This window comes from Streptomyces sp. NPDC006739 (assembly GCF_042869815.1).
In the GTDB taxonomy this organism is placed as follows: Bacteria; Actinomycetota; Actinomycetes; order Streptomycetales; family Streptomycetaceae; genus Streptomyces.
Map to the genome: position 1 here is coordinate 264164 of NZ_JBIAGM010000012.1, position 18098 is coordinate 282261.

The 18098-nt window shown below is 73.1% G+C and carries 13 protein-coding genes and 1 pseudogene; 8 read left to right on the forward strand and 6 right to left on the reverse strand.

What is annotated here, in order from left to right; all coding sequences use genetic code 11:
* The first annotated feature begins 22 nt into the window (after nt 1–22).
* Together ACFYMM_RS24645 and ACFYMM_RS24650 are read left to right on the forward strand one after the other, a co-directional pair.
* The gene (locus ACFYMM_RS24645) at nt 23–901 is read left to right on the forward strand and encodes a hypothetical protein (protein WP_388390030.1); all 879 of its coding nucleotides are present in this window, start codon (nt 23–25) and stop codon (nt 899–901) included.
* A gap of 37 nt (nt 902–938) precedes the next feature.
* Nucleotides 939–5552, forward strand: coding sequence for a hypothetical protein (locus ACFYMM_RS24650; protein WP_388390032.1), 4614 nt, complete (start codon nt 939–941; stop codon nt 5550–5552).
* Between the two features lie 71 nt (nt 5553–5623).
* On the opposite strand, the gene ACFYMM_RS24655 is transcribed toward ACFYMM_RS24650, so the two are convergent.
* The gene (locus ACFYMM_RS24655; protein WP_388390090.1) at nt 5624–6157 is read right to left on the reverse strand and encodes a hypothetical protein; all 534 of its coding nucleotides are present in this window, start codon (nt 6155–6157) and stop codon (nt 5624–5626) included.
* A 421-nt stretch (nt 6158–6578) separates the two neighbouring features.
* On the opposite strand from ACFYMM_RS24655, the gene ACFYMM_RS24660 reads away from it, so the two are divergent.
* From ACFYMM_RS24660 to ACFYMM_RS24680, 5 genes and pseudogenes are all read left to right on the forward strand, one after another.
* Nucleotides 6579–9413, forward strand: a complete 2835-nt coding sequence (locus ACFYMM_RS24660; protein WP_388390035.1) for a nitrate- and nitrite sensing domain-containing protein — start codon at nt 6579–6581, stop codon at nt 9411–9413.
* Nucleotides 9410–9844, forward strand: a complete 435-nt coding sequence (locus ACFYMM_RS24665; protein WP_388390037.1) for a roadblock/LC7 domain-containing protein — start codon at nt 9410–9412, stop codon at nt 9842–9844. The genes ACFYMM_RS24660 and ACFYMM_RS24665 overlap by 4 nt, the downstream gene beginning before the upstream one ends.
* A 9-nt stretch (nt 9845–9853) precedes the next feature.
* Nucleotides 9854–10249, forward strand: a complete 396-nt coding sequence (locus ACFYMM_RS24670; protein ID WP_388390039.1) for a DUF742 domain-containing protein — start codon at nt 9854–9856, stop codon at nt 10247–10249.
* A 24-nt stretch (nt 10250–10273) separates the two neighbouring features.
* Nucleotides 10274–10462: pseudogene (locus ACFYMM_RS24675) on the forward strand (hydantoinase/oxoprolinase N-terminal domain-containing protein); the annotation flags it as partial.
* A 150-nt stretch (nt 10463–10612) separates the two neighbouring features.
* A complete protein-coding gene (locus ACFYMM_RS24680) occupies nt 10613–11218 on the forward strand; it encodes an ATP/GTP-binding protein (RefSeq protein WP_388390041.1) in 606 nt (201 codons plus the stop codon).
* Nucleotides 11219–11293: 75 nt separating this feature from the next.
* On the opposite strand, the gene glpK is transcribed toward ACFYMM_RS24680, so the two are convergent.
* From glpK to ACFYMM_RS24705, 5 genes are all read right to left on the reverse strand, one after another.
* Entirely contained in the window at nt 11294–12814 is a 1521-nt protein-coding gene (gene glpK / locus ACFYMM_RS24685; RefSeq protein WP_388390043.1) for a glycerol kinase GlpK, read from the reverse strand.
* 97 nt (nt 12815–12911) lie between these two features.
* Nucleotides 12912–13649: an MIP/aquaporin family protein gene (locus ACFYMM_RS24690; protein WP_388390045.1), complete on the reverse strand. Its 738-nt coding sequence runs from the start codon at nt 13647–13649 to the stop codon at nt 12912–12914.
* A gap of 382 nt (nt 13650–14031) precedes the next feature.
* Complete coding sequence (locus ACFYMM_RS24695) at nt 14032–15678, reverse strand: GGDEF domain-containing protein (RefSeq protein WP_388390047.1); 1647 nt, start codon at nt 15676–15678, stop codon at nt 14032–14034.
* A 106-nt stretch (nt 15679–15784) separates the two neighbouring features.
* Nucleotides 15785–16975 carry a lipid-transfer protein gene (locus ACFYMM_RS24700; protein ID WP_388390049.1) on the reverse strand — a complete coding sequence of 397 codons (1191 nt, stop codon included), beginning with the start codon at nt 16973–16975 and terminating at the stop codon, nt 15785–15787.
* Nucleotides 16972–17418 (reverse strand): Zn-ribbon domain-containing OB-fold protein, encoded by a 447-nt coding sequence (locus ACFYMM_RS24705; RefSeq protein WP_388390051.1) that lies wholly within the window; start codon nt 17416–17418, stop codon nt 16972–16974. Before ACFYMM_RS24705 ends, ACFYMM_RS24700 begins: the two co-directional genes overlap by 4 nt.
* A 138-nt stretch (nt 17419–17556) precedes the next feature.
* Between ACFYMM_RS24705 and ACFYMM_RS24710 the strand changes: the two genes are divergently transcribed.
* The gene (locus ACFYMM_RS24710) at nt 17557–18093 is read left to right on the forward strand and encodes an NUDIX domain-containing protein (RefSeq protein ID WP_388390053.1); all 537 of its coding nucleotides are present in this window, start codon (nt 17557–17559) and stop codon (nt 18091–18093) included.
* The last annotated feature ends 5 nt before the right edge of the window (nt 18094–18098 follow it).

Below are 18098 nucleotides of genomic sequence, written 5' to 3' on the forward strand. Positions count from 1 at the left end.
AACGCAGCAAGGAGCCCCGACCGTGACCGAGCACGCCGAGTGGAGTGAGGCACCGGCCCCCGCCACGCCGGCGACCAGTGCCGTCACTCCCGCCGACGCCGCCGACGCGGCGCGGCTCGTCGCCTTCGGACTGCAGCCCAAGCTCCAGCCCGCACGCGACCAGGAGTACACCGAACTGCTCCGCCGCCACCGCGACGACCCGGCCTTCGCGCGGCTCGCGGACGCCGTGGCCGCCGGTCTCGGACTCATCGTGCTGGAGGTGTCCCCGCGCGCGGGGATGGCCGTGACGGCCGCCGAGGACTCGGTGTTCGCCGTGCGCATGGGCGACTACGCGCGTCGCACCGCCGCCGACTCCGGCGACCGGTTCCTGCACGGCCTGGCCCATCTCGCCGTCGCCGCCCTGGCGTTCCCGCGCCCGGAGGACCTGGCCGACGACGGGTACATCGGCAGGGTCACCGTCAACGGCGTCGACGCCTTCGTACGGCAGGCCTGCCGCCGTCTGGAGGAGCGCGCCGAGCAGCAGGGCGAGAACACCGACCCGGCCACCGACGCGCCCGGTCTCGAGGCGGCGTGGCGGATCTGGGCCAGACGCAGCGCGACCGGCGCCACCAAGGACGCCCGCCGGCCGGCCGCCTCGACCACGGGCATCGTGGCCAAGGCCGTGGGCTTCCTCACCGACTCCGGGTTCCTGCAGCGCACGGGCGACGAAGGCGGCGGCACCTACCGCACGACCGCCCGCTACCAGCTCCAGGTACGCGACATGGCCGCCAGCGCCGCCATGGCCGAACTGCTGGAACTGGGCGTCGTCCCGGTCACGGACGGCACCGCCAGCCTGCTGCCCGCCGAGGACACCGCCGACCTGGACCTGGTGGCCGACGCCGGGCTGCCCTTCCACTCCTGAACCCTCCCGATCTGCCGAAGACTTACGAGAGTCCGCCATGTACGAGCTGTCCCGGGTCCGCCTCTACTCCATCGGGCCCGCCGGCGCGCGCTACGCCGACACCGTGCTCGACCTGCGCGGTGTGGGCGAGCCCGTGCCCGACCCCGCGCCCACCCAGGCGGAGTTCTTCGAGGAGGAGCCCGTCGGCCCGCCGCGCCGGCCCGCCCCCGCCGGTGTGCTCTTCCTGGAGAACGGCGGCGGCAAGTCCGTCCTGCTCAAACTGATCTTCTCGGTGATGCTGCCGGGCCACCGCAACACCCTCGGCGGCGCCAGCTCCGGCGTGCTGCGCAAGTTCCTGCTCGCCGACGACTGCGGACACGTCGCGCTGGAGTGGCAGCACGTGCTGACCGGCGAGTGCGTGGTCGTCGGCAAGGTCAGCGAGTGGCGCGGACGGCAGGTCTCCAACGACCCCCGCAAGTTCGCCGAGGCCTGGTACTCCTTCCGGCCCGGCCCCGGCCTCAGCCTGGACAGCCTCCCCGTGGCCGAGTCCACCGCCGTACGCCCGTCCGCCGAGGGAGTCTCCGGCGCCCAGGGCCGCCGCCGCACCATGAAGGGCTTCAGGGACGCCCTCACCGAGTCCGGCAAGGCCTACCCGCACCTGGAGGTGCACTGGGAGGAGACCCACGACCGGTGGATCGAGCACCTCGGTGACCTGGGCCTGGACCCCGAACTCTTCCGCTACCAGCGGGAGATGAACGCCGACGAGGGTGAGGCCGCCGGTCTCTTCGCGGTCAAGAAGGACTCCGACTTCACCGACCTGCTGCTGCGCGCCGTCACCGACACCCGGGACACCGACGGACTCGCCGACCTGGTCAGCGGCTTCGGCAACAAGCTGGGCCGACGGGCCGAACTGATCGCCGAACGGGACTTCACCGCCGGATCCGTCGACCTGCTCGGGCGGATCGTCGAGGCCGCCGGGACGCGCTCACGCGCGCGTGACATCCACACCGGCGCCGAGCGCCGTACCCGCACCCTCGCGCGTCGGCTGTCCGCGCGCGGCGTGCGCGAGCGGACGCGCGCCGCCGACCTCGCCCAGCGGGTCACGGCCGCCGCCCACGCCGTCACACACTCCGAGGGCGCCCGGGAGCGCAGCGCGCTGATCGCCGCCGAACTCGCCTACCGGCATGCCTCACTGGCGCTGGCCGCCGGCGAGAAGTCCGCCGCCGCGCAGAAGCGTGAACTGGCCGACGCGCGGACCCTGCACTCCGCCTGGCAGGCAGCCGAGGCCGTGCTGCGGCACCGCGCCGCCGCCGACCGGGTCGCGCGCGTGGCCGCCGCCATCCAGGAGGCCGAACGGGACGCGGCCCCCGCGCTCGCCGCCCGCGCCAAGGCCGCCGTGGACCTCGTACGAGCCCTGCACGTGGCCGCGGGCGGCGCCGAGGCACTCGCCAACGAGGAGGAGGAGCGCTCGGCCGCCCTCCAGGAGGTCAGCGACCGCGCGCACCGGGACTCGACGTCCGCCGCCACCGAGGCGCAGCGCGCCCGCAGCGAGGCCGGGCACCTGCGGCAGCGGCTGAGCGAGGTCGAGCAGGAGACCGCCGAGGCGGTCCGCGCGGGCTGGCTCGACGACAGCGCGCCGGACGCGGATCCCGCACGGGCCGCCCTCGCGGCCAGCGACGCCGAGAAGACGGCGGTCGCCGCCTGGGACACGGCCCGCGAGGCCTCCCGCAAGGCCACCGAGTACGCGCGGGAGGCGGCCTCGGCCGAGTCCCGCGCGGAGCTGACGGCGGCCCGCGCGGCGGACGCCGCGACCGCGGCACGGCGGTCCTACGAGGCGGAACAGCGGCTCGCCGAGACGCTGGCGGCCGAGGAGCGGCTCATCGAGCTGCTGGGCCTCACCGGCGGCACCCGGCCCTCCGTCCCGCGGCCCCGGCACGAGGGCGAGAGCGACGGCGCCCGGGCCGAGGGCCTGCTCACCCCCGAAGACCTGGACCGGTTCGCCGACGAGCTGCGCGAGCTGCTCGACGACGCCGTCTCCTCCGCCGAGCGTCAGCTGTTCGAGCTGCGTACGGCCGCCGCCGACGACGCCCGCATCCTCGGCGCGCTCGGCGACGGCGGACTGCTGCCGCCCGGCCCCGACGTCCTGGCCACCGTGGAGTTCCTCGGCGAGCACGGCATCCCGGCGCTGCCCGGCTGGCGCTACCTCGCCCAGGCCGTCGACCCCGCCGACCACGCGCGCGTGCTCGCGGCCCGCCCCGAACTGGTCGACGGCGTGATCATCACCGACCCCGCAACCCACGCGCGCGCCCGCGAGACCCTCGGTGACGCGGCCCTGTTGCCGCGCTCCGCCGTGGCCGTCGGCACGGCCGCCGCCCTGCTCGCCCCCACCCCGGCCGAGGACGCCACCCCCGGTGACGTGTTCCTCGTACCGCCGAACCCGGCCATGCACGACGAGCACGCCGCCGACGAGGAGCGGCAGGCCCTGCGCGCGCGGGCGACCGAGCGGGACGAGGACATCCGTACGCTCGCCGCCCGGCTCGGCAAGGACCGCGAGCTGGCCGCACGGCTGGCCTCCTGGCGCACCGGGTGCCCCGCCGGACGGCTCCCGGAGCTGGCGGAGGCGGCCCGGGAGGCGACCGCGTTCGCCGAGGAGTCCGAGGCCGAGCTGGCCGAGGCACGGACCGTGCGCGCGGAGGCCGAGGAGGCCGCCGCCGAGGCGGCGCAGGTACGCGACGAGCGGCAGGAGTCCGCGCAGAGGGCCCGGCGCGCCGCCGACGCCCTCGCCGGACTGGCCTTCCGGCTGCGCGAGCGGGCCGGCTGGCAGGTCAAGCTGCGTGAACTCGCCGACGACGCCACCGAGTCCGAGGCCCGCGCCCAGCTCTGCCTGGAGCGCGCCCGCGCCGCAGACGAGGACCGGCGCGCCGCCCAGCGCGCCGCCGACGACGCCCGCCGCACGGCCCGCGCGCTGCGCGCCGAGCGCGCGGAGATCGCGGGCGCCCCCGACGACGTACCGGAGGCCGGTCCCGACGCGCCGAGGACGTCGCTGCCCGCCCTGCGCGAGGCCTACCGGGCCGCCTCCCAGGTGTACGAGAAGGTCGGCGTCGGCGCCGACCTGCGTGCCGAGCAGGCCCGGGCGGAGAGCGACGAGAGCGCGGCCCGCGCCGAACTGGACCGGCTCAGCAACAAGGTCCGCACCCGCGCGGAGCAGCTGCTGCAGTCGCCCGACGGCTCGGACGGACCGTCCCGGCAGGCCGCCGCCGCGCGCGCCGAGGAGCTGGTGCAGCTCCTGGAGACCCGCATGTCGACCGCGAGCGAGCAACTCGGGCGGCTGCGCGGCGAGGCCGAGCGGCAGTCCCCCGAGGAGGGCGAGGCGCACACCGAGCTGCCCGACGAACTCGTCCCGCGCGACGCCGAGCACGCGCAGGCTCTCCTGCGTACGGCGACGGCCGAACTGGCCTCCCGCGCCGAGGCGTTGGCCCAGGCACGGGAGGCGCACGCCGAGCTGCTGGCGGCCCACCGGGCCGCCGAGGACGCGGCCGGCGGCTTCGACGAGATCGCCGCGATGCTCCGCGACCTGCTGCGCGAGCACCCGACCGAGGAGGACCAGGAAGAGCCGGAGCCGTACCCCGGCAGCCTGGAGGAGGCCCGGCAGTCCGCCGCCGAGGCCCGCCGCTCCCTGCGCGGCTGCGCCGCCGACCTGTCCGCCGCCGAGGCGGCCCTGCGCGAGACCGGCGACGTCCTCGTCCGGCACGCCAACTCCACGCGCTACGAACAGGTCCGCACCCCGGCCCGGCAGCAGATCCGCGAGCTGCCCGCCTCGGCACTGCCCGAGCACGCCCAGAAGTGGGCCGACGCCTTCGCGCCCCGACTGCGGGTCCTGTCGGACGAACTGGCGCAGCTGGAACGCAACCGGGACTCGATCGTGGACCGGCTCAGGGGACTGGTCGAGTCCGCCCTCGCCACCCTGCGCTCCGCCCAGCGGCTGTCCCGCCTGCCCGAGGGCCTCGGCGAGTGGTCAGGGCAGGAGTTCCTGCGCATCCGCTTCGAGGAGCCCGACCACGCCACGCTCATCGAGCGGCTCGGCGAGGTCATCGACGAGGCCACCCGGGCCGCCGTGAAGAAGAACTCCGACCTGCGCCGCGACGGCATGTCCCTGCTGCTGCGCGGGGTCGGCGCCGCGCTCGAACCCAAGGGCGTGGCCGTGGAGATCCTCAAGCCGGACGCCGTCCTGCGCGCCGAGCGCGTGCCCGTCGGGCAGATGGGCGACGTGTTCTCCGGCGGCCAGCTGCTCACCGCCGCCATCGCCCTGTACTGCACGATGGCCGCTCTGCGTTCCAACGACCGGGGGCGGGACAAACACCGGCACGCGGGCACGCTGTTCCTGGACAACCCGATCGGCCGTGCCAATGCGACCTACCTGCTGGAACTGCAACGGGCCGTGTCGGACGCGCTCGGAGTGCAACTCCTGTACACCACGGGCCTCTTCGACACCACGGCGCTGGCGGAGTTCCCGCTCGTGATCAGGCTGCGCAACGACGCTGACCTGCGCGCCGGCCTGAAGTACATCAGCGTCGAGGAACACCTGCGCCCAGGACTGCCCGCCCAGCCCCGGGCCGGGGAGGCGGCGCACAGCGAGATCACCGCGACCCGGATGTTCAGGAAGCCCGCCTAGGGCCCCTGGCGGAGCACACCAGCCACGGCCACGATCCCGGGCCGGACCGGCACAGCGTGCCGGTCCGGGTGTCAGGGGTGCGACAACTGCCCGGCGCCACCACGCCGGCGTATACGCTCCTGCTCGCGCAGCGTGGCCCGCTCCTGCCGCCGGGCGACCCGCCGCTCACGGCGCAGGGACCGCGCCGTACTGCTGGGCTCCGACACCACCCCGTTGCGCTGGTTCCACACCTGGCGCGTCACCCATACGTCCACGGCGCCCCAGGTCGCCACCACGGTGCTGGCCACGCTGCTGATGACCATGGGAAAGGCCAGCCACGACCCGGCCATCGTGCACAGGAACGCCACCACGGCCTGGATCAGCGTCACCGAGATGATGAGAACCGCCCGCACCGCCGCCGTACGCACCGGATCGGGCATCCGGCGCCGACGCGCCGGTTCCTCGACCCACAACGGCTGATAGGGCGACGGCCGGGGCGCGCCCTCCACGTCCTTCCCGCGCCCGCGCGCCGGAATGTCGCGATCCGGTGCCCTGCCGCTCCGCCGCGCCATCAAGCGCACCGCGCCGCCGTCCTCAGGCGCCTCGCGCCGCTCTGCCGTGCCCATCAACGTGTCACTCCCCACCGCCAGCAGACCGCTCGCCCCGGCGTCCGACGACACCGACTCCCCAGTGGCTGCCCGGCTTGCGCTCTTTTACGCCGCCGGGGTGCGGATTGCGGCTCCTGTGGCCGATTCCGCCCCCATCTCCCACAGAGAAAGACGAACGACATCCCGTGAAGATTCCCCACAGCCGTAAAATTTCGGCCAACCGGCGTGTCATGCCGATTCGTTCGACCCGAGTTCCGCCCACCGGAATTCCGGTGGCAATCTCCCGCAATGCCCGGACAACTCGCCATGTCTCGCCGCTCGTGCGAAAGTTCATCCCCCGGACATGTCTTCGAGTTATCTGTGAGGCGGTAGTAGGCTCGCGCCGTTTGTTGACGCACCTGAGTACCCCCGGCCGGCGGGGGTCGAGCTGGGGGAGGCCATGCGCTTTCGCGGGAAGTCGATCCGCCGGAAGATCGTGGCGCTGCTTCTCGTGCCGCTGGTGTCCCTGACCGCCGTCTGGGGCTTCGCAACGGTACTCACGGGACGCGAAGTCACCCAGCTGTTCCACGTCTCCGACCTCGTGCAGGACATCGGCTACCCCACCGAGGACAGCGTCCGCGTCCTGCAGCAGGAGCGCCGCCAGACCCTCGTCTACCTCGCCGACCCCAGGGCCGCCGACGCGCTCTCCGCGCTGCGCCGCACCCGCACCCGCACCGACGCGGCCATCACCAAGATCCGCAAGAACGCCGAGAACCACCACATCGTCGACGGCATGGACGCGGACGACACCGAGCACCTCACCGCGGTCCTGGACGCCTTCGACGGCATCGACTCCCTGCGCCGCAGCGTCGAGCAGGGCACGGTCGACCGTGCCCAGGCCCTCGACCTCTACAACCGCCTCGTCGACCCCTGCTACGCCCTGCTCGACACCCTCGACGGCATCGACGACGTCGACATCGACCAACAGGCCCGAGCGCTCGTCAACATCACCCGCGCCCGCGAACTGCTCTCCCGCGAGGACGCCCTGCTCGGCTCCGCCCTGGTGGTGGGCAAGCTCCGCCACGACGAGACCCGTGCCGTCTCCGATCTCGTCGCCCAGCGCACCCTCCTGTACGACATCAGTCTGCCGCTGCTGCCGGCCGCCGAGCGCGAGCGCTACGAGACGTTCTGGAAGAACGCCACCACCGAACCGCTGCGCGTGGCCGAACAGGCCGCCATCGACACCGACGCCGGCACCCCGCGCGAGGTGACCGCCCAGGGCTGGGACACCGCCGCGGCCGGTGTCCTCAACGACCTCGCCACCCTCGACGACCAGGTGGGCGACCGGTTCCAGGACCGCGTGCACCCGGTCGCCGTCGGCGTGATCGTGCAGGCGGCGGTCGCCGGCGTCCTCGGACTCGTCGCCCTGCTGCTCTCCCTCTTCCTCTCCGTCCGCGTGGGCCGCGCCCTCGTCCGCGATCTGCGGCAGCTGCGCCTCGACGCGCACGAGGCGTCCGGAGTCCGCCTGCCCAGTGTCATGCGCCGCCTCTCCGCGGGCGAACAGGTCGACGTGGAGACCGAAGTGCCCCGCCTGGAGTACGACAAGAACGAGATCGGCGAGGTCGGCCAGGCCCTCAACACCCTCCAGCGGGCCGCTGTCGAGGCCGCCGTCAAACAGGCCGAGCTGCGGTCCGGTGTCTCCGACGTCTTCGTCAACCTGGCCCGCCGCAGCCAGGTGCTGCTGCACAAGCAGCTCACCCTGCTCGACACCATGGAGCGCCGGACCGAGGACACCGACGAACTCGCCGACCTCTTCCGGCTGGACCACCTCACCACCCGTATGCGCCGGCACGCCGAGGGCCTGGTGATCCTCTCCGGTGCCGCCCCGTCGCGGCAGTGGCGCCGGCCGGTCCAGCTCATGGACATCGTGCGCGCCGCCGTCGCCGAGGTCGAGGACTACGAGCGCATCGAGGTCCGCCGGCTGCCGCGCGTCGCGGTGACCGGCCCGGCCGTCGCCGACCTCACCCATCTGGTGGCCGAACTCCTGGAGAACGCCACGGTGTTCTCGCCACCGCACACCGCCGTCCAGGTCGTCGGCGAACGGGTCGCCAACGGCTTCACCCTGGAGATCCACGACCGGGGCCTCGGCATGACGGCCGAGGCGCTGCTGGACGCCAACCTGCGGCTCGCCGAGACGCCGGAGTTCGAACTCTCCGACACCGACCGGCTCGGCCTGTTCGTGGTCAGCCGCCTCGCCCAGCGCCAGAACGTCCGCGTCTCGCTGCAGCCCTCTCCCTACGGCGGCACCACCGCCGTCGTGTTCATCCCCGAGCTGCTGCTGAGCGACGACGTCCCCGACACCAACGGCATCGGCTTCCGCCTCGACCGCGAGCGGCCCGCTAAGGGGACCGAACCGGCGCAGGGCCACGCGACCGCCCTCACCCAGGTACCGGCGCAGCTGCCCGGGCTGCCGTCCTCGCTGCTCGACGGGCCGGTCGAACTGGAGGCACCCGTCGATCTCGACGCCCTCGACGACTTCCCGGGTGCCCTGGGCAGTGAGGACAGCGAGCGCGGCGGACTGTTCCGCCCCCGTCGCTCCCGCCCCCGCCCCGACGACCAGAGCCCGCTCCGGTTGGGCGAGCCGCATCAGCCGGACTCCGCCGGCGCGGACGGCCCCGGTGCCGCCGACCGCTCCGACGCCGCCGTACCGCTGCCCAGGCGGCGGACGCCCAAGCTGGTCAGCTCGCACGGCAGGCCCGTCACCGAGCAGCGCTCCCGCCGCGAAGCGCCCGACGAGCAGCCCCCGGCCGGCGCCGGCCCACACCTCGCCGACCCGGGCGGACCTGCCCCGCTGCCGGCCCGGCGCCGCGGTGAGGCGCCCCGCGACCGGGTCACCGGGCACGCCGACGCCGTCGACGAGCGCACGCCACCCCGGGCCGGCGCGGACGACTCCTCCGCGCCCCCCGCGCTGCCCCGGCGAAGCTCCCGCCCCGCGATCGCCCCCGCCGGTGATCCCCGCGCCACCCCGCCGCCGGGTGGCGGCACGCCCCGGGAGACCGGCACCGGGCCGCTGCCCAGGCGCGTCCGGCAGGCCAACCTGGCCCCGCAGCTCAGACAGGACCCCGAACCCCGCGCCGAGCGCGAGACGGATCCCGCCGAGCGCGATGCCGACGAGGTGCGCAGCCGGATGGCCTCGCTCCAGCGCGGCTGGCGGCGCGGCCGCGAGGAGAACGCCGCGATCGACGGAGTCCGGAACAGCACAGCACAAGGAACGACTAAGGGGGACGGTCGATGACCGCACCGAAGGCGACCGGCCACACGGCGACGAACAACGGCGAGCTGAACTGGCTCCTGGACGACCTCGTCGACCGGGTCGCCAGCATCCGCAAGGCCGTCGTGCTCTCCGGCGACGGCCTGCCCACCGGGGTGTCCAAGGACCTGACCAGAGAGGACAGTGAGCATCTGGCCGCGGTCGCGTCCGGGTTCCACAGCCTCGCCAAGGGCGTGGGCCGCCACTTCGAGGCGGGCAGCGTCCGGCAGACGGTCGTCGAGCTGGACGACGCGTTCCTGTTCGTCACGGCCGCCGGCGACGGCAGCTGCCTCGCCGTCCTCTCGGACGCCGACTCCGACGTCGGCCAGGTGGCGTACGAGATGACGCTCCTGGTCAAGCGGGTCGGCGTGCATCTGGGCACCGCTCCACGCACCGATCTGCCCGCAGGCGGGTAGTGGGATGACATGAGCGCAGAGGGTCAGGGAAGAAGTCACTGGTTCGACGACGAGGCCGGACCGGTCGTCCGTCCGTACGCCATGACGCGTGGCCGCACCACCAGCGCGGCCCAGCACCGCCTCGATCTCATCGCGGTGGTCGTCGCGGAAGCCCGGGCGGACGACCCGGAAGCCGACCAGACGCTGTCGCCGGAGCACGTGGACATCGTCGAGCTCTGCCGTGACGCGCCGCAGTCGGTCGCCGAACTCGCAGCCGAACTCGATCTGCCCATCGGAGTGGTGCGGGTCCTCATCGGAGATCTCGTGAACGAGGAACTCGTCCACGTCACGCGGCCGGTACCCCCGGCGGAACTGCCGGACGTGAGTATCCTGCGCGACGTGATCAACGGCCTCCGGGCGCTGTGACCGGCGTGGAAGCGGAGTAGTGACGTGACAGGCTGGCAGTGCTGGGTCGACCGGGGCGGCACGTTCACCGACATCGTCGCGCGGCGCCCGGACGGCCGCCCGCTCACGCACAAGCCGCTGTCCGACGACCCCGCCCATTACGCCGACGCGGCCGTCGCCGGCGTCCGCGAACTCCTGCACGGCTCCACGGACCCGGTCGACGCCGTCCGCGTGATCGAGGACTTCGGCCTCGACGCCGTCCAGGCCTACACGCGCCATGTCCCGCGCGCGGTGGTCGACGCCGCCCCACCACCGGCCGAACCCCTGGTGGCGGCGGTTACGGCCGACCGTCACCCGACCCCCGTCAAGCAGGAGAAGAGATAGATGATCTTCGGGCGTTCTGAGCGCGGCAAGCCCCCGGTCGAGCCCGTCACGCTCAAGATCCTCGTGGCCGGCGGTTTCGGCGTGGGCAAGACCACCCTAGTCGGCGCGGTCAGCGAGATCAGGCCGCTGCGCACCGAGGAACTGCTCACCGAGGCGGGGCGCCCGGTCGACGACACCACCGGGGTGGAGGGCAAGCACACCACCACGGTGGCCATGGACTTCGGCCGTATCACCCTGCGCGAGGACCTGGTGCTCTACCTCTTCGGCACGCCCGGTCAGGAGCGGTTCTGGTTCATGTGGGACGAGCTGACCGAGGGCGCGCTCGGGGCGGTGGTCCTCGCCGACACCCGGCGTCTGGAGGAGTGCTTCGCCGCCGTCGACTACTTCGAACGGCGCTCGATACCCTTCCTCGTCGGTGTCAACTGCTTCGAGGGTGCCGCCCGTTATCCCGCCGACGCCGTCCGGCAGGCCCTCGACCTCGACGAGGACGTACCCGTCGTCCTGTGCGACGCCCGCGACCGCGAGTCCGTCAAGGAGGTGCTGGTCGGGGTCGTCCAGCACGCGATGGCGCACACGGCGGACCGTCGTCGGACCCTCACCACCTGATCCACCGGCACGGCCCGCACCCCCGCCGACAGGGGTACGGGCCGTGGTCCCATGGGGAAACGCCCCGGTGGACGGTCAGTTGTCGCCCTCCTCCAGCCAGCCGAGGCTCTTCTCCACGGCCTTGCGCCAGTTGCGGTACTCACGGTCGCGCACCGGAGCCTGCATCGCCGGGGTCCACTCCGCGTCCCTCTGCCAGTGCGACTTCAGTTCGTCCAGGTCGTTCCACACGCCGGTCGCCAGACCTGCCGCGTAGGCGGCGCCCAGACAGGTCGTCTCGGAGACCCGGGGACGGATGACGGGCACGCCGAGCACATCGGCCTGGTGCTGCATCAGCAGATGGTTCTTCGTCATCCCGCCGTCCACCTTCAGGGTGGTGATCCGCACCCCGGAGTCCTGGAACATGGCGTCCACCACCTCCCGCGTCTGCCAGCTGGTCGCCTCCAGCACGGCGCGCGCGAGGTGTGCCTTGGTGACGTACCGGGTCAGTCCGGTGACGACCCCGCGCGCGTCGGACCGCCAATAGGGCGCGAACAGCCCGGAGAAGGCGGGCACGATATAGGCGCCGCCGTTGTCCTCGACACTCGCCGCCAGCGTCTCGATCTCGTCGGCGTCACGGATGATGCCCAGCTGGTCCCGGAACCACTGGACCAGTGCGCCCGTTATCGCTATGGATCCCTCCAGGCAGTACACCGGCGCCTCACCGCCGATCCTGTAACCCATCGTCGTCAGCAGCCCGTTCTTGGACGGCACCGGCCGGGTGCCGGTGTTGAGCAGCAGGAAGCTGCCGGTGCCGTAGGTGTTCTTCGCCGTGCCGACGTCGTAGCAGGCCTGCCCGAACACGGCGGCCTGCTGGTCGCCCAGCGCCGATGCGACCGGCACGCCGGCGAGCTGGCCGACGGCGGTGCCGTAGACCTCGGCGGAGGACCTGATCTCGGGCAGGACCGCCTCGGGGACGTTCATCGCGGAGAGGATGGAGGTGTCCCACTGGAGAGTCTCCAGGTTCATCAGCATGGTGCGCCCGGCGTTCGTCACGTCGGTGACGTGCCGGCCGCCTTCGGTGCCACCGGTGAGGTTCCAGATCAGCCAGGAGTCGATGGTCCCGAAGGCGATCTCGCCGCGCTCGGCCCGGTCCCTGAGTCCCGGTACGTTGTCGAGCAGCCAGGCGGCCTTGGGGCCGGAGAAGTAGCTGGCCAGCGGCAGTCCGGTCGCCTCGCGGAAGCGGTCCTGGCCGTGCGGGCCGCCCAGCTCGTGACACAGGGCGGCGGTGCGGGTGTCCTGCCAGACGATCGCGTTGTGCACGGGCTTGCCCGTGGCGCGGTCCCACAGGACGGTCGTCTCGCGCTGGTTGGTGATACCGAGGGCGCTGAGCTGGTCGGCGCGCAGCCCGGCCTTGGCGAGGGCGCCGGCCACCACGGCCTGCATCTTGGACCAGATCTCGGTGGCGTCGTGCTCCACCCAGCCCGGCTTGGGGAAGATCTGGCGGTGCTCGCGCTGGTCGACGGCGACGATCGCACCGCCGTGGTCGAAGACGATGCAGCGGCTGGAAGTGGTGCCCTGGTCGATTGCGGCGACGTACTTCTCGGCGGTGTCGGTCATGGCTGCCCCTGGGTCTCTGGTCACAGGTCGCTGGTCACAGGTCGCGGGTCGCTGGTCGGTCGTCGTGGGTCGTTTGCCGCGGGGTCGGGTCGCCGGATCAGAAGGCCACGTTGTAGACGAGGCCCGCGAGGGCCCCGCCGATCAGCGGGCCGACGACCGGGATCCACGCGTAACCCCAGTCGGACGTGCCCTTGTTCGGGATCGGCAGCACGGCGTGCACCAGCCTCGGGCCGAGGTCACGGGCCGGGTTGATGGCGTAGCCGGTGGGGCCGCCGAGTGAGAGTCCGATGCCGACGACCAGCAGGGACACGATCAGCACGGTGGTTCCGGACTGGCCGAGCCCCTTGGTCAGCCCGAAGGCGAGGACCGGAAGGACGAGCGCCATCGTCGCGATGATCTCCGTGACGAGGTTGGCGACCGGGTTCCGGATCTCCGGGATGGTGGAGAAGACGCCGAGCGTCGGGGTCGGTTCCTCCGCCGAGCCCTCCTCTCGGACGTTGGCCTGGAACTGGGCGAGGTAGACCAGATACGCCAGGACGGCACCGAGCATCGCGCCGACGAACTCGCCCAGCAGATAGACCCAGACCTTGCCCCACTTGCCGGTGTCCACGGCGATGCCGATGGTGACGGCGGGGTTGAGCTGTCCGCCGGAGAGGGGAGCGGCGGTGTACGCGCCCGCGAGGACACCGAAGCCCCAGCCGAACGCGATGACGACCCACCCAGAGGCCCGGGCCTTGGAATGTCTGAGCGTGACGGCGGCGCAGACCCCCGCACCGAAGAGGATCAGGATCGCGGTGCCGATGACCTCGCCGACGAAAATGTGTCCGTTGCTCATGGCGGCTCCTAGACGCCGGCCCGGGGATCGACCCCGGCCGTTCTTGCAGGAACGGTTCCCTTGGCGACTTCAGCCGTAGGCAGGGAGGGTCCCGCGCCCCGCCCGGCGTCCGTGACGAGCGTGCCGTCGCAGGCCGGATCGCGTGTGGGGAGCGGGCGATGGCGCAGCAGAAGCCCGCGACGCGGTGCCTGATAACGCCGTGAATGTACGGCGCTGCCGACCGACACCGGGAAGTGTTCACCGGCGCCCTGGGACCGTCAAGGTCGCCGACGGCAACGGTGACAGCCGCCCGCCGAGCCCCTGGTCGGGGTGGCGCAGCCACGCGGTTCACGCACCCGGCCGCTCAACCGGCGCGCCGGTGCCCGCCGTTCAGCCCAGGGGTTCAGCCCAGGGGCTCAGCGGCGGCGTACCCCGCCGGGGCTGACGCCGCCGAGCCGCGCCGGACCTCGTGCCCGCTCAGCCCCGCCCGCCCGAGGACCCAGCTCGCCCCGCGCAGGGCCTTCGCGGCCTTCTTCAGCGGAGCGAGCTGCGCGGCCGCCTGCCGGTGATCGGTGACGCTGTCCGGCGCGCACACCACCGTGGCCACGGACAGGGTGACGGACCGGCCGCCCGCCGACCAGGGTGCGTCGAGCACGGCACCGACCAGCTGATCCAGCCCGGCCTCCTCGGCGAGCACCAGGAAGTCGTCGCCGCCGATGTGCCCCACGCGCGCGTGTCCCGCCACCGCCTGCTGCAGTGCCCACCCCACCGAGCGGATCAGTTCGTCGCCCGCGGCGAACCCGGCACCGTCGTTGACCTGTTTGAAGTGGTCGACGTCCAGCCAGCTCAGCGCGAACGCCCGCCCCTCGGCGATCCACCGGTCCAGCTCGCCGGTGATCGCGTCCGAACCCGGCAGCCGGGTCAGCGGGTTGAGCCCGGCCGCCTCCTCCACCCGCGTCTCGGCCAGCGCCCGAACGAGGTCCGCGAGCCGTACCACGCCCACGCACCGCCCGTGCCGGTCGACGACCGCGACGTCGTCCGAGGTGCGGTCCCGGCCGCCGACCGCGACCACGTCCAGGACCTCCCAGGCGGTCGCGTCGACCCCGACCGCGCGCGGCGCGTCGCCAAGTTTGAAGGCAGGCCGGTCCGCGTACAGGGCGTGCCCGTAGCGGCCCGACATCGACAGCAGGAAGCGGGAGCGGTGCACGGAACGGACGGGCACGCCGGCCTGGTCCACCAGGAGGACCCCGGAGATGTCCGGCGAGCCGGTCAGCAGCGCCCGTACCTGCCCGGCCGACGCGGTGACCGGCAGCAGCGCGGCGGGCCGCACGAACTCCCGCACCGACGGCCCGGACCGCGGCACCGTGACGGCACCGGGGGAGCGGGGCGGAACGTATACGTCCGCCGCCGGAATCCGGGCCGGCGGCGCGAACAGCTCACCCTGGGCCAGCTGAGCGCCCGCCGACCGCGCTGTGGCGCACTGCAGTTCCGTCTCCACGCCCTCCACCGCCACCAGCGCTCCGAGCTGCTCGCACAGTGTCCGCATCGCCCGGACCGCGGCCGGCCGGGTCAGCAGCGAGGCGTCCAACTTGACCAGGTCCGGGGCGAGGTCGGTGAGCAGCCGCAGGGGTACGTCCCCGTCGCCGATGCCGTCCGCGCTGATCCGGAACCCCTGGCCGCGCAGTTGGGTCACCGCCTCCAGCAGCGCTCGCTGGGGTACGTGTGTGCAGGGCGGGACGATGTCGAGCGTCACCTCCCAGGGCATCCGTCCCGCCGCGCGCACGGCGTCGTACAGCGGGGTGAGGCCGCCGAGATCGGCGAGCGTGGCGGCGAACACGTTGAGGTGCAGCGGCAGGAGTGTCTCCTTGCGAGCGGCCGCGCGCAGGGCCAGCACGGCGAGGCGACCGTCGAGTTCGGGGTCCCGGCGGGCCTCGGCCAGAATGTCACCGGTCTCCGGGCGGGCGAGTATCTCCAGTGCCGCGACCGCGCCGGTCGTGAGGCTGACCACCGGCTGGAAGGCGAATCGGAGAGTATCCGTCCAGGAGTGCACGGCAGCATGATGGCGCCGCCCGTGGACGCCCAGGCCCAGTTCATGAGACGTTCACGCAGCATTCCGGGTTGATCACACCGCGTGGACGGCCGGCCCGCCGCTTGTGTCACCGCACCGCGACCACCGCCGACCCATGGCCGAACAGCCCCTGGTTCGCGGTGATCCCCGCGCGTGCGCCGGGGACCTGCCTCTCGCCCGCGGCGTCCCTCAACTGCCAGGTCAGTTCGCAGACCTGCGCGATCGCCTGGGCCGGTACCGCCTCACCGAAGGAGGCGAGCCCGCCACTGGGGTTGACGGGTATGCGACCACCCGGTGTCGTGGCGCCCTCCCGGAGCAGCTTGGCGCCCTCGCCCTCGTCGCACAGCCCCAGATCCTCGTACCACTGCAGTTCCAGCGCCGTCGACAGGTCGTACACCTCGGCCAGCGACAGGTCCTCGGGACCGATGCCGGCCTCCTCGTAGGCGGCCCGTGCGATCGAGGCCCGGAAGGTCGCACCGGGCGGGTGCACCGCTGCCGCGCAGTCCGTGGCGATGTCCGGCAGATCCAGCACGGTGTTCGGGTAACTGGGTGTCACCGTGGACACCGCCCGGATGCGGACCGGCCGCTTCACCCCGTGCCGGTGTGCGTAGTCCAGGCTGGACAGCACCAGGGCGGCACCGCCGTCGGAGGTGGCGCAGATGTCGAGCAGCCGCAGCGGATCGGCCACCACCGCGGAGGCGGCGACCTCCTCGGCGGTGACCCGCTTGCGGTAGCGCGCGTACGGATTCAGCGCCCCCATGGCGGCGTTCTTCACCTTGACCAGGGCGAAGTCCTCCGGGGTGTCTCCGTGCAACTCCATCCGCCGCCGCGCGTACAGGCCGAAGTACGTCGGATTCGTCGCCCCCAGGAGGCGGAAGCGCAGCCAGTCCGGGTCGTCGGGGCGGTCACCGCCGGCGGGCCGGAAGAACCCCTTGGGCGCCGCGTCCGCTCCCACCACGAGCACGACGTCCGCGAGTCCGGCGAGGATCTGCGCCCGCGCGGTGGCGACCGCCTGCGCTCCGGAGGCGCACGCCGCGTACACGCTGGTGACGCGCGCCCCCTGCCAGCCCAGGGCCTTGGCGAACGTCGCGCCCGCCACGTAGCCCGGATACCCGCCACGTACCGTGTCCGCCCCCACGACGGAGCCGACGTCGGGCCACTGCAGGTCCGCGTCCGCCAGGGCCGCTCGGGCCGCCGCCGTCCCGTACTCGACGAAGCCGCGCCCCCATTTGCCCCAGGGGTGCATGCCCGCGCCGAGCACCGCCACGTCCGCCGTCATGCCCCCACCCCCGTCGGCCGCCAGTGCCAGGTCGTCCAGGTCGTCCCGGGGTCCTCGTGGAGCACCCCGGGCACGACCTCCATCTCCATGCCCACCGTCAGACCGGCGACGGTGATCCCGGGGACCGCCTGTCCCAGCACCACGATCCGCTCGGACTCCAGCTCCACAGCGATCAACGCGTACGGCTCCCACGGAAGTTCCGGATCGCTCACATACGGTGACGGAGGCCGGTACCGACTGTCGGTGTACGACCAGATCCGTCCCCTGCGCGACAGCGGGACCTCGGCCAGATCACCGCCCGGGCACCGCGGATTGCGGCAGTGGACGTCCTCGCGCGGAAAGAAGACCGAGGCACAGGCCGAGCAGCGGGTGCCCAGGAGCCGGAAGCCGTCGCCCTCGCCGGTGAACCACCCGGCCACAGCGGGTGTGCGTGTACGCGTCACAGTTCCTCCGGGCCAAAGAAATCTGACGGAACGTCAGAAGTCTGCCACGGGCCACTGGAAAAGGGCAGGCCGCCCGCGGCCGTCCCGCGAGGACCGCTTCCGGAAGAAGTCCTTCCTGTGATCGGATACAGTCCGCGCGTGTCCGAAATCAAGCACTCAATCGCCAACTTCGCGCCGAACTCGCACTGTTCGACCTGCGGAGCGCCCTACGGAGAGGGCGTCTCCGGCTGGCCCCGCACCTGCCCGTCCTGCGGGACCGTCGCCTACCGCAACCCCCTGCCGGTGGCCATCGCCCTGCAGCCCGTGTACGACACCAAGGGCACCGCCCTGGTCGTCATCACCCGGACCATCGCCCCCGCGCGCGGGGGGACGGCCCTTCCCGGTGGCTACATCGACGACCGTGAGGACTGGCGGCAGGCCGTCGTGCGCGAACTCAGGGAGGAGACGGGCATCGACGTCGCCGCCCGTGACGTGCGGCTCGTGGACGCGATGAGTGCGCCCGACGGGCACCTGCTGCTCTTCGGTCTTCTGCCGGAACGGCCCGCCGAGGCACTGCCCGACTCCGCCGTGACACACGAGACAACGGGCTGGCACCTGCTGCGCAGGCCCGAGGAACTCGCCTTCCCCCTGCACACCGTGGCCGTGCGGGCCTGGTTCGAGGGCCGCTACGTCTGAGACCC